Source organism: Janthinobacterium sp. SUN137, assembly GCF_030587265.1.
In the GTDB taxonomy this organism is placed as follows: domain Bacteria; phylum Pseudomonadota; class Gammaproteobacteria; order Burkholderiales; family Burkholderiaceae_D; genus Janthinobacterium; species Janthinobacterium kumbetense.
The window spans coordinates 365,542-378,197 of sequence record NZ_JAPWHZ010000005.1; the positions used below are offsets into that span (position 1 = coordinate 365,542).

Annotated in this window: 9 protein-coding genes; 4 read left to right on the forward strand and 5 right to left on the reverse strand. The window is 54.7% G+C overall.

Translation table 11 applies throughout. From position 1 onward, the window contains the following. Window positions 1-68 precede the first annotated feature (68 nt). On the reverse strand, window positions 69-2,024 hold the full coding sequence (locus O3298_RS25710) for a PKD domain-containing protein (protein ID WP_305060871.1): 1,956 nt from the start codon (window positions 2,022-2,024) through the stop codon (window positions 69-71). A 375-nt stretch (window positions 2,025-2,399) separates the two neighbouring features. On the opposite strand from O3298_RS25710, the gene O3298_RS25715 reads away from it, so the two are divergent. Continuing rightward, entirely contained in the window at window positions 2,400-3,548 is a 1,149-nt protein-coding gene (locus tag O3298_RS25715) for a hypothetical protein (protein ID WP_305060872.1), read from the forward strand. Between the two features lie 40 nt (window positions 3,549-3,588). Continuing rightward, on the forward strand, window positions 3,589-4,107 hold the full coding sequence (locus O3298_RS25720; RefSeq protein WP_305060873.1) for a hypothetical protein: 519 nt from the start codon (window positions 3,589-3,591) through the stop codon (window positions 4,105-4,107). A gap of 3 nt (window positions 4,108-4,110) precedes the next feature. On the opposite strand, the gene O3298_RS25725 is transcribed toward O3298_RS25720, so the two are convergent. Continuing rightward, window positions 4,111-4,827, reverse strand: coding sequence for an SDR family oxidoreductase (locus O3298_RS25725; protein WP_305060874.1), 717 nt, complete (start codon window positions 4,825-4,827; stop codon window positions 4,111-4,113). A 151-nt stretch (window positions 4,828-4,978) separates the two neighbouring features. Between O3298_RS25725 and O3298_RS25730 the strand changes: the two genes are divergently transcribed. Next, window positions 4,979-6,283 (forward strand): MFS transporter, encoded by a 1,305-nt coding sequence (locus tag O3298_RS25730; RefSeq protein ID WP_289918140.1) that lies wholly within the window; start codon window positions 4,979-4,981, stop codon window positions 6,281-6,283. Window positions 6,284-6,339: 56 nt separating this feature from the next. On the opposite strand, the gene O3298_RS25735 is transcribed toward O3298_RS25730, so the two are convergent. Next, entirely contained in the window at window positions 6,340-6,753 is a 414-nt protein-coding gene (locus O3298_RS25735) for an SMI1/KNR4 family protein (RefSeq protein ID WP_305060875.1), read from the reverse strand. Window positions 6,754-7,138: 385 nt separating this feature from the next. On the opposite strand from O3298_RS25735, the gene O3298_RS25740 reads away from it, so the two are divergent. Next, a complete protein-coding gene (locus tag O3298_RS25740) occupies window positions 7,139-8,719 on the forward strand; it encodes an isocitrate lyase (protein WP_034784508.1) in 1,581 nt (526 codons plus the stop codon). A 366-nt stretch (window positions 8,720-9,085) separates the two neighbouring features. On the opposite strand, the gene O3298_RS25745 is transcribed toward O3298_RS25740, so the two are convergent. Together O3298_RS25745 and O3298_RS25750 are read right to left on the reverse strand one after the other, a co-directional pair. Next, window positions 9,086-11,629, reverse strand: a complete 2,544-nt coding sequence (locus O3298_RS25745) for a S8 family peptidase (protein WP_305060876.1) — start codon at window positions 11,627-11,629, stop codon at window positions 9,086-9,088. Then, on the reverse strand, window positions 11,562-12,656 hold the full coding sequence (locus O3298_RS25750; protein WP_305060877.1) for an AAA family ATPase: 1,095 nt from the start codon (window positions 12,654-12,656) through the stop codon (window positions 11,562-11,564). Before O3298_RS25750 ends, O3298_RS25745 begins: the two co-directional genes overlap by 68 nt.

Below are 12,656 nucleotides of genomic sequence, written 5' to 3' on the forward strand. Positions count from 1 at the left end.
CAAGGTGGGCTGGCGAACGCGGAACCGAAGTCCGGCGTTCGCCATATTACATCACTGAGTTACATCACTTAGTTTGACGTGAAGTCGGCGTTATAAACGAAAGACTGCCCCGTTTCCGCCACAAAGAACTTGTAGCTCAGTTTAGCCGTTGCGCCATTCGTCTTGGGCGACACCAGCGAGAAGGTGGCGCTGCTGCCGGCAGGAATGACCTGGCCCGACACCAGACCGACGATGGCTGGAACGACCTTGCCGGTACTGTCGACGGCCGTCACATTGGTAATCATGAAGTTCGTCCCGGCGGCGGCCACCTTGAAGGTATCGACCGTAAAGTTGGCTGTACACGATCCCGAGCACGACTTCTGTACCGTCGCATTGGCGAGGTAAGGCAAGTCGGCCTTCGTGTCGACCGGACCGGCCCCATTGTCCTGCACCTGGTATAAATTGAGCAGATTCGGCGTCGCCGTTACCGTGACATTATCTTCGCCACTATTCACCGAGCCATCGTTGACGATTAATGTCGCGACATAATCACCGGCCATATCTGCGACAAATGTCGGCTGCGCGGCAGTCAGCGATGACAGCACGGCCTTGCTGCCGAAAGGCTTGCTCTTCAATTGCCAGCGGTATGTCAAGACATCGCGTTCTACATCTGTACTGCCAAGTCCCGTCAAACGCACGGTCGTTCCTGGCGCGACAACCTGGTCCATGCCCGCATTGGCCATCGGCTCCGCATTGGTCGAGCTTGCAGTCGCAATAATGGTGGCGGTTGATGGTGCACTGTCGACCGTACCGTCATTGACGACAAGGCTGACGACATAGGTTCCCGGCACATTCGCCCAAAATCTGCTGACTGCCTGGCTGCGGTACCATTCGCCGGGAAATGGCTGCAGCATGCTATTTGGCGGCACGGAGATGAACGTCCATTTATAGCTGAGATTGTCGCCGTCCGCATCCGAACTGCCCCTGCCATCGAGGGTCACACCATACGCACCTGCCTGCACACGCTGATCCACCCCGGCATTCGCCACCGGGGCGGCATTCGTGGACGTCGCCGTAATCGTGACGCTCATTGAATCGCTCGATGTCGTTGCGTCCCACACACGCAACGTGGCGACATACGTGCCAGCCTTGTCGGCGATAAAAGAGGGTTTCACCAGCGTTGCGGACGACAACGTGGCAGTACTCCCCACAGGACGGTAAGTCAGGGTCCAGTAATACGTCAGGGCATCGCCATTCGCATCGGAACTTGCGCTGCCATCAAGAATGACGGTGCTCCCCTTGAGCACGTTCTGCGCCACGCCCGCATTGGCCAATGGCCGGGCATTGCCGACAACCGCCGTCGTCGTCACGAAAGCAGGCGCACTATCGACCTTGCCATCGTTGACAACCAGGCTCAGTTCGTAGGCACCCGGCAAATCCACGCCGACATACGGACGCACGGAGTTTGCATCCACGATCCGTACAGTACTGCCGGCAGGCTTCGATACCAGGCTCCATTTATAGGTGAGGATATCGCCATTCGCATCGCTGCTTGCGCTACCATCCAACATGATACCCATACCCGCAACAATGGTCATTGACTGCCCCGCGTTAGCGACAGGCGGGGCATTGGCTACCGACGCGGCAACCGTCACCGACGACAGCTCGCTGCTGATCTTGCCATCGCTGACCAGTAAGGTGGCCACGTACACACCCTCCACATCAGCGGTAAAAGTCGGTTTCACGGCAGATAAGGAATCCAGGACAGCGGCGCTGGATGCAGGTTTGAAGCTGATCACCCATTTGTAGGTCAAGGCATCGCCATTCGCATCGGAGCTGGTGCTCGCGTCCAAGGTCACGACGCTGCCGACCACCACGCTTTGGGCGGGCCCGGCCTGCGCGACGGGCGCCGTATTCGCCACCGGAATGGAAGGGGTAACGGGTGGCACGACTGCGCCGCCATTGTCCGCCGCGTCATTACTGCCGCCGCCACAGGCCGACAAGGCAGCAAAAGCCAGCGCACAAAATAAAATTCTACTATTCACGTGATATTCCGATCAGGTTAATGACATTTCACTCGACCCGAATTATTCACGATAAGTAAAAAATATGATAGGCAACCGCTGAATTGAACGGCATAAAAATATATTAATTCCAGCGCCGCCTTCTTATTATCCATTTCAAGTAAAGAAAAAGTAATCGCACCACAACCATCGACCAACTTTCATTTGTAACGACGAGTCACTACAGACCGTCGAATTGACAAACACGAAAACAAGGACGATGCATTTTGATCGAAAAGAAATCTGCCACCATCAATAAAATCATGGGCGGCACAGGTCATAATTGCAGCTCATCGCGATCATTTCATTCATTCCATGCCATCATCATTCGCACACTGGAAAGCCGAACTTTTAATTGTGGGCAACATCGTCCAGGACGACGACAACGCCACGCCGCCCGATGAAGCCCAGCAACGCTTCCAGCGCTACTGCGCCATGCTCGACGCGCTGACGGGCAAGGAAGGCGCGCAATACGCACTGGCCATCTTTCAATCCGTGCAAGCCGAACACGATTACGGCGCCTATCAGATAGCCAACCGCGCCGCCTGGCGCTACGGCGAGACGGCGTATTGCATGGCACTGCTGCATGAACTGCCGCGCCTGATCGCCACAGTTCCCGACTGGGCGGGCGAGTTTCTCGTCGGTATCGCCAATGGCGCCGGTACGCCCCACGCCTCGGCCATCAACTGCTTCAACGCCCTGCTGGCCGGCGCGCCGCCCGCGCCTCAGGCGCTGATCGCGGCCTTTATTGCCGAGGAAGAAGACGATGGCTGGTTCGAGCATTGCCCTGGCGTGCTGGGCGCCATTGCTGGCGAACGCTACGCGGGCATCATGCCTGGCCACGCTGGCGCCCCCGGCTACCAGCTGTTCCTGCTGCCCGGCGAAGGCGGCGCCCTGCCCTGGCAAGCCGCGCTCGACTGGGCCGCGGCGCGCGGCGCCTGCCTGCCGACGCGCAGCGAACTGGCCTTGCTGCACGCCAACTTGCGCGACGCCTTCCCGGATGCCTGGTACTGGTCGTCGGAAGCGGACGCCATCCTGCCCCGCCTGGCCTGGAGCCACGATTTCGATAACGGCACCCAATACAACTTTCGCAAGACCTACAGCGGCCGCGCCTGCGCCGTGCGCCGGGTCGAATTGGCGCCATCGGCGACCGCACCCGTCCCCTTGCGGCAGGGCGAACGCTATGCCGGCCTGATTCTCGGCAAGGATGGCGCGCCCGACTACCATCTGCTATTGCAGCCGGACAAGCTCGAGCCGGAGTACGACTCGTGGCAAGCCACATCAGACTGGGCCGCCAGCCTCGGTCACAGCTTGCCCAACCGGCGCGAGCAGACCTTGCTGTATGCGACATTGAAAGAGGCGTTCCGGCCAAACTGGCACTGGTCGAGCGAGCCGGGCGACATCGAAGACGAAGCCTGGTGCAAGGACTTTGACACGGGCGTCGCCTATCTGACTTTGCGCGAGTTCGACGGCTACGCGCTCTGCGTGCGCCGGGTGCTTGTATAGTGCGCGTTTGCTCAGCCGAGCTGTCCCATCAAGGAAAACCATGCTGTTATCACTCGACGATCCTCTCTGGCCCACCCTGGAAGGCGGCTACCGCATGCCTTACGACGTGGCCGAGGCGCTCAAGGCCATGCAGGCGGGCGAAGACGTGTGGCATGAGCTGTGGGAAGAGCTGCACCACCAGGGCGATGTGGGCGTCGCCTCGTATGCGGCCGTGCCCCAGCTCGTCGCCATGCTGGGCGGCGCGCAAGCGCGCGAGGAAGATTTCTATGCGCTCATCGCCCTGATTGAAATCGAGCGCCACCGCCAGCACAATCCGCCTCTGCCGGACTGGCTGGCCGACAGCTACCGCGATGCCTGGGCGCAACTGCCCGCCATCGCCGCGCGCGACTTGCAGGGCCAGCTCGACCCCGTCATGCTGGAATCCGTGTTCGCCGTGCTGGCCCTGGCCAAGGGCAAGCTGCGGCTGGGCGCTGCCCTGATGCACATGGATAGCTCGGAAGTGGACGAGTGGCTGGAAGAGCGTCTCGGCTGGTCCGAGGTCTACGGCAAGGACGCGTAAGAGTCAGAAACGCTCGTCGCGCAGCGCCGGCATCACCAGTTCGCGCACGAACGAGGCGTTCGACAGGTTCAGCAGCATGCGCACGACGGCAACGACGTCATGCACGGGTATCAGCTCGCCTTCGCCGCGCGCGCTAGCGTCCGCCAGCGGCACGGATAAGCCATCGTAGGTATTCAGGTAGCCCAGTTGCAGCGCCGTCACGGCCAGTCCCTGTTCGCGGAAACCTTCGCGCAAGGCGTCAGCGATGCCGTTCAGGGCGAATTTCGACGCGCTGAACGTCACTTCCGGGCGGCCGCTCTGGCGCAGGCCGGACGTCGACCCCGTTAGTATCAGCTGCGGCTTGCCACTGGCCAGCAAGCGCGGCACCAGGCGCTTGAGCAGCAAGATCGTCGCCGTGATATTCGTATTGACCATGTCGACGATGGCGTCGTCCGCATCGCCGAGGAAAGTGTAGTCGTCGCTGAAGGCCTTTTCTTCCCACACGCCCAGGTTGTAGATCACCGCGTCCAGCGCGGCCGGCGCTGCACGCGCGATGCGTTCGACCGCCTCGGAGGGTGCAGCCAGGTCCGCCGCGATCCATTGCAGTTGCGTGCCCTGGCCGGCGGGCAAGTCGGCAGGTTGCTGGCGCGATACGCCGATGACGGCATGTCCGTCAGCGAGCAAACCGTCCACCAGCGCGCGTCCCAGGCCCCGGCTGGCGCCCACAATCATGATGTGCATACTGTGTCCTTTGCAATGAAGTCAACGCCGATGATAGCGGCGTTGTATTAAGCACAGCTGAGGCGGCTCCCCCTCCCCCCGCATTTACTCACGCGGCGGAATTGCGTATGCTAGGTCTGGCAATCTCCCATAACACACAAGAACGAGACACATGCCTACCTCCGACACCGCCGCAAGCAACGCCGCAAGCCGTCCCCTCACCCAGCAAGACTACAAGACCCTGTCCTTGGCCGCCCTGGGCGGCGCGCTGGAATTCTACGACTTCATCATCTTCGTCTTCTTTGCCAACGCCATCGGCCAATTGTTCTTCCCGCCGGAAATGCCGGAATGGCTGCGCCTGCTGCAAACCTTCGGCATCTTCGCCGCCGGCTACGTCGTGCGCCCGCTGGGCGGCATCGTCATGGCCCACTTCGGCGACTTGCTCGGCCGCAAGCGCATGTTCACCCTCTCCATCCTGATGATGGCCGTGCCGACCTTGCTGATCGGCCTGCTGCCCACGTATGCCACCATCGGCCTGGCCGCCCCGCTGCTGCTGCTGTTGATGCGCATCTTCCAGGGCGCGGCCGTGGGCGGCGAAGTACCGGGCGCCTGGGTGTTTGTCTCCGAACACGTGCCCAGCCGTTTCACGGGCTTTGCCTGCGGCGTGCTGACGGCGGGCCTGACTGTCGGTATTTTGTTGGGCTCGCTCGTGGCGACGGGCTTGAACACCGTCTACACACCGGCAGAAATCACCGATGGCGCCTGGCGCTATCCGTTCTTGCTGGGCGGTATCTTCGGCTTCGGCGCCATGTATCTGCGCCGTTGGCTGCATGAAACGCCGGTGTTTGCGGAAATGCAGCAGCGCAAGGCGCTGGCGACGGAAATGCCCTTGAAATCCGTGCTGCGCAGCCACCGCGGCGCCGTCGTCGTGTCGATGCTGCTGACGTGGATGTTGTCGGCCGGCATCGTCGTCGTCATCCTGATGACGCCTGCCCTGCTGCAAAAGATCCACCACATCGCGCCGCGCACCACCCTGGTGGCCAATACCGTGGCGACCCTGTGCCTGGCCTTCGGCTGCATCATCGCCGGCATGCTGGCCGATCGCCTGGGCGGCAAGCGCGTGATCTTCGTCGGTTCCGTGCTGCTGGCCATTTCCACGTACATTTTCTACACCACCGTCGGCACCCGCCCCGACCTGCTGCTGCCCCTGTACGCCATGACGGGTTTATTTGTCGGCGTCGTCGGCGCCGTGCCCTACGTGCTGGTGCAAGCGTTTCCGGCCCAGGTACGCTTCTCGGGACTGTCGTTTTCCTACAACTTGTCGTACGCGATTTTCGGCGGCCTGACGCCCGTGGTCGTGACCCTGATGCTGAAGAACAACGTGCTGGGCCCCGCCTATTACGTGATCGGCGTGTGCGTGGTCGGCATGCTGACGGCCCTGTTCATCAAGGATCAGCGGCAGACGGTGGGACGCTAGACTCGGGCAGCGCACGGGCTTGCCTCGTGCGCTGCAGCAGTTGCCCCGGCAAGCGATCAGGAAAATAGCAATAGAAAGTCTTCAAAGGAGTTTGAAATCTTCCGCCAGTAATCATCGTCCCACAAGATGACGGATGGTGCGCCCCGGACGCCCCTGAAATCGAGACAGAATGGACTGCCGTCACCGGCCATGCCGAAACAAATGATTTCTGTAAAATCAACGATGTCCGGCATGGCTCCCGGGCCAGCACTGCCGCTTCCAGGCTCTCCATAGCAGCCATCGCCGACGAAATACGCCCCAAGCTGCGCTGTCCGGGCAGTCAATTCGACGGCATCCGTATAGATGTGCGCCAATTCCGTCTGCAGGACGCGACCGAAAGAATCGAGTTCCTCCTTCAGCCTCAAATTGCAGAATCCTGCCGCATCCCGATACCTTGCCGCAAAAGCAATATACTCGACGGGTAAATCCATACCGTTAATCTGCATCGCTGACGTTACCTTTCACAAGCGGAGCATGATATTAAAACAAATGTACCGCTACGCCACCTTCGGGTGGCTCCTTTCGCCCCGATTTGTCGCGCTGCACCAAAATCTGAAAAGGCGTTTCACATCGCGGGATTTCAAACGGCAGACTCATCCATTAATGCTCTCACTTTTTGAAAATTCATTTCACATACTGAAAAATCATAATTAAGTCGTTGAAAAAGAACGATTAAATTTAAGTTATATGTCTTATATAAGACTTGAAGATCGGCGCGAATCGGCCTACTATTTAGTCATGCAGTTTGCTTCGACAAGACGTTGTGGCGCACTCGGCGATTTTCTCAAACATAGCTTTTCTTTTTAGGAGATTCACATGTCCCAATATCAAGACGACATCAAGGCTGTTGCTGGTTTGAAAGACCAACAAGGTAGCGCCTGGAACGCCATCAATCCCGAGTCCGCCGCCCGCATGCGCGCCCAGAACAAGTTCAAGACCGGCCTGGACATCGCCAAGTACACGGCGAAGATCATGCGCAACGACATGGCCGCCTACGATGCGGACCCATCCAAGTACACCCAGTCGCTCGGTTGCTGGCATGGTTTCATCGGTCAACAGAAGATGATCTCGATCAAGAAGCACTTCAACAGCACCGACCGCCGCTACCTCTACCTGTCCGGCTGGATGGTCGCCGCCCTGCGCTCCGAGTTCGGCCCGCTGCCGGACCAGTCGATGCATGAAAAAACCGCCGTCTCGGCCCTGATCAAGGAGCTGTACACCTTCCTGCGCCAGGCCGATGCCCGCGAACTGGGCGGCCTGTTCCGCCAACTGGACGCGGCCCAGGGCGATGCCAAGCAAGCCATCCAGGCGAAGATCGACGGCCACGTGACCCACGTCGTGCCCATCATCGCCGACATCGACGCCGGTTTCGGCAATGCCGAAGCGACCTATTTGCTGGCGAAACAGTTCATCGAAGCGGGCGCCTGCTGCATCCAGATCGAAAACCAGGTATCCGACGAGAAACAATGCGGCCACCAGGACGGTAAAGTCACGGTGCCGCACGAAGACTTCCTGGCCAAGATCCGCGCTATCCGCTACGCCTTCCTGGAACTGGGCGTGGACGACGGCATCATCGTTGCCCGCACGGACTCGCTGGGCGCCGGCCTGACCAAGCAGATCGCCGTCACCAATGAACCAGGCGACCTGGGCGACCAATACAATTCCTTCCTCGACTGCGAAGAAGTGTCGGCCGACGCGCTGGGCAATGGCGACGTCATCATCAAGCGCGAAGGCAAGCTGTTGCGTCCGAAACGCCTGCCGAGCAACCTGTTCCAGTTCCGCGCCGGCTCCGGTGAAGAGCGTTGCGTGCTCGACTGCATCACCTCCTTGCAAAACGGCGCCGACCTGCTGTGGATCGAAACGGAAAAACCGCATATCGCGCAAATCGGCGGCATGGTCAGCGAAATCCGCAAGGTCATCCCGAACGCCAAGCTGGTGTACAACAACAGCCCATCGTTCAACTGGACCCTGAACTTCCGCCAGCAAATCTTCGACGGCATGAAAGCGGCAGGCAAGGACGTGTCCGCCTACGACCGCGCCCAGCTGATGAGCGTGGAATACGACCAGACGGAACTGGCGATCGCCGCCGACGAGAAGATCCGCACCTTCCAGGCCGACTCGGCCCGCGAAGCCGGCATCTTCCACCACCTGATCACCCTGCCGACCTACCACACGGCAGCCTTGTCGACGGACAACCTGGCCAAGGAATACTTCGGCGACCAGGGCATGCTGGGCTACGTGGCCGGCGTGCAGCGCAAGGAAATCCGCCAGGGCATCGCCTGCGTGAAACATCAAAACATGTCCGGCTCGGACATCGGCGACGATCACAAGGATTACTTCAGCGGCGAAGCGGCGCTGAAGGCGGCAGGTAAAGACAATACGATGAACCAGTTCTGAGGTTTTGGTTTGGTTGTAGAGTGAAAAAAACCCGCTTTGGCGGGTTTTTTTGCGTCTGAACGAGAGGGGGATTCAAATCATAGGTCAGAACCCGCATATGTCCTAGATTACAACAATTTGAATTTTCAACATAACCCCAAATATACCCCTCCTAGCTAAAATGCATTAGCTAGGAGGGAAGTCTCTGCTCGACCATTGAACTAAACCTGCAGAACCGGATTGACGCGGCTTTCACCGCTGCTAGCAGCTTTGTAACATGGTTGCTGCAATCAAAATCACCGATCTATGATATGGCCATGGTTGTCGATCAAACAGACAGGCTTATCCAAAACAACTTCGCTCTGGCAAAAATTATTCTAGCTATGTCTAAGTACGCACCTTAGTTGCAGCCCTAACACCTATTCTGGATGATATTTCTTGATAAATGTTGGTTTGAATTGCTTCCGCGACTTCGAAAGTTACAACGAGTGCATATGGAACCGGGTCAGGTGCGCCTCCTTGCGCTTTGGATTCCACGCGCAATCTAAGCATATCACCATCCAAGATCGGGACAGCATCCTGTCCCTCAAAGATCTCATGCACTACAGTACCACGCTTCGTCATATCAATTGGCGGCTGTGAATCGGCAACCCGCTTTGCGCCAATGGGAAATCCTTCTTTATCAGCAGGCTTAAACTCTAATGCAGCAGACCTATAATTTTGCTCCCCTTGTAAAAGCGGAGAAATCCAAGACAACGTTACCGTAAGCCTCCTGATCTCCTTACTACCAGATAAACCTGGAGGCAGGGGAAACTCAAACAGCTCCGCCTTTTCTGCCGCGATTGATCCAGTCCCCACCAAAGTTACCCGATGTTCAGTACATCCGAGCACTTTTTCAAAGTCGGAACGACCATAACCCAACATTCGAGTAATATTTGAACGACGATTTTGCCACTGCTTGCCACTCTGCGGTTGAATAACGGACTCCAAAAACTCTCCTGCTTTTCCCCAACTCGCAGAATGCAGCAATAATGCTTTCAAAAGACAGGGTAGATGTCTCTTGCTTATGGAAAATCCAGGATTTAATAGCTGCATCTCTTGCAAAACATTATAAATCTTAATTGCACCCCGAGTTGTTAATGCTGCTGCATTACTCGTCCCAACAATTCTAGTCGTGGCGTTAATTGATTTCGAACTAGCAACCTCCTGCCCAAAATATTTTGCTGCAGCACTTGGCTCAAAAATCAACTCCCCAGCTCGATTTTCATATGAATAAAGGGCGCGACCACCATTGTGTAAAATATCTGGCTTCACGGAACGCCTATAACCAAGTCCCATACCATTTATTAAACTAGGGAAGTCCGCCGATTCAAATGGGTCCAATAAAAATGGATTTTCAATTACCGAAGAAGCGTCAGCATGAAGAGCCCCTACAGTAAGAGCATTCACGGATTCTGCAGGCGAAAAAATTGTTCTTTTCGCGAAGCCATCTTCCATTGCTTGAACAAAGGCTTTTCTACGGTCTTCCACACTTAAAGCCCGAATTTTAGAAATCGAAATATTATCGCGTAAAACAATTCCATTTTTTATATTCCCAGAGCTAACAATAAATAGCAAAGAATACTTCCAAGAAAGATAATCAATAAGACGCGCCCATGCCGAAACTGCACCAACAAATGGGCGATTAACGTCACCCAAAGATATGTTTATGATACATATCTCCTTCAGGTCACTGTTTTTTGTTTCAACAATGTCTTTTACCGCATTAAGAATAAGCCCAATCAACAATTTGTCTTGTCGAGTAGTTTCAACTCCAGATCTATCCGAGGTACTTAGCAAGCAATGTAAATAAAGCTTCCGAGGGACAATCTCTTCATCCAACGGAATATCTCCATGAAGAATCAAGGATGCCATCGCCGTTCCATGGTTCCTGGTCTGCACAGGTGAAGTTGCTTGCAAGTTATCGGGATCGTGAACTATAAGTCTTCCTTCTAGCAACTGATGTTCTGCAATGGGCACGCCGTCAAACAATGCGGCGACAGGATTCGCTAATTGCAATTCAGAATTTAGAACAAACTCTTCCTCTTCAGAATAATCGCCATCAAAGGCGCCAACACTCATGGATTGGGGCCTAATATATCCGACTTCATCAATCCGCAACAAAGCAGACTCAAAGTTCCTCAACTTCTCTATCTCGCTCTTTTGTATTTCTATCAGCAAACCGTGATACCTAATTTCCGATATCGTTACCACATCCAATATTTTTGCATTCGCGCGCACTATAGCCGCGCTAAGATTTTTTCTAGACTTTTCATCCTTTGAGATTTCACCATAGAAAATTGCCTCTATTTCCAATCTCACAGAAAAATCTTCGTCACTTATTGATTCAAGATAATCCAATGTCTCATTTGGCAAGCGGTCTTTTTCACCCCAACGTCGAATATCTCTAAGGTGTGAAAATAAATCATTCCACTCTTTTTTACCATCGGGGATTTTCCCATCAATATAATTCTTCCACATGCCTAGCAAGGCGTCTAGGGATTTCTGATCCGGCGCGGTAAGATATAACCGGCCATCCAGAGCAGTTTCTTTTCCATCACGCTTATGGAAATCTTGATCTGCAGCAATCTCTAGGGAGTCCTCACCGACCCACTTCAGCCCCAATTTCTCTACTGCCTTCTTAAAATTTGCTTTAGGCTGGGCCAGTTCAAAAACGATCGTTTTTTCTGGATACAGACCTTCCGTATCCGAGGATATAAGCTTCTCGTCTGGACTTTTTGAAAGTATTGCTCTTAGTCTATCGAATTTATCACCAAGACGATCTTTTTGCCTCTCTATACTAGGGAAAGCTATACTTATAAATTTAGGTGTCCCTTTTTGGCGAATCGTCGCAGTTGCTTTTGGAAGAACTAACAGAGGAAGGCTGGTCATAAGCTGGCGTAGTGAGGTTCATTCCAAAACGGCGCTTTAAAAAAGATAGCCGCGCGGAAACAATTTCTTCTAGTGTAACGGAAGATTTGTTCAAAAGCCATCTACGCTTCACATCAAGTAAGAATTGTTCGATATCCGAATAGCTTAGGCCGGCCAATTCGCTAGTCAAAAGTCGTGTTTGCGAAGTGAACGGCACACGCAAACTAGCTTCAAACCCATGTAACAGGCTAGGAATTTGCTTTGGAGTTGGAGCCTTTAGTTCTAAGCGAAGCTCGAAGCGCCTCCAGGCAGCTCTATCAATAAGTTCACCATGATTAGTTGCCGCAATAATAACATTATGACTTGGTAATGCATCGATCTGAAGAAGCAAAGAACTCACAACTCGTTTGATTTCTCCAGTTTCATGAGCGTCTCCACGCTCCTTTCCTAAAGTATCAAACTCATCAAAGAAAACTACGCAAGGCTTCGATCGAACAAAATCAAAAATCCTTTTAAGTTTAGCTGATGTCTCCCCAAGAAAACTACCAATTATGGACTCGTACTTCAACGTATAAATCGGCAAACCCAATTCAAAAGCGATCGCGTTTGCCAGACTTGTTTTACCATTTCCCGGAGGACCAGCTAACACCACTTTGCATCTGGGTTCAAGTCCGTTATTTTTTAAAAAAACGCTATTTAGTTGCTCCTCAATAAGCTCTTGACAGCTTTCTCGAACAGTATCATCTAAAAACAGCTCGTTAAGTCCCCGTTGAGGAGTACCTTCGTGTAATAATTCAATAACATCATGAGGAACCATAGCAGTCTCTGCGCTATGCCTCTTTGAAGGGAAAAGAGAGGGTTGCGCAGAGCGACGAACTACACCTTTATCTTTACTAACTTCATAGATTGACCATAACTTTTCTGCCAGAATATGATGCTTCTTAGCATGTTCTTCTGCAACAATCGCCTCCACTGTTGTCCTAATAAGTTTATCATCGGCAAGTGCCGCAGCTCTGATTAGATTTACTACTAGATCACTTCGTGCCAT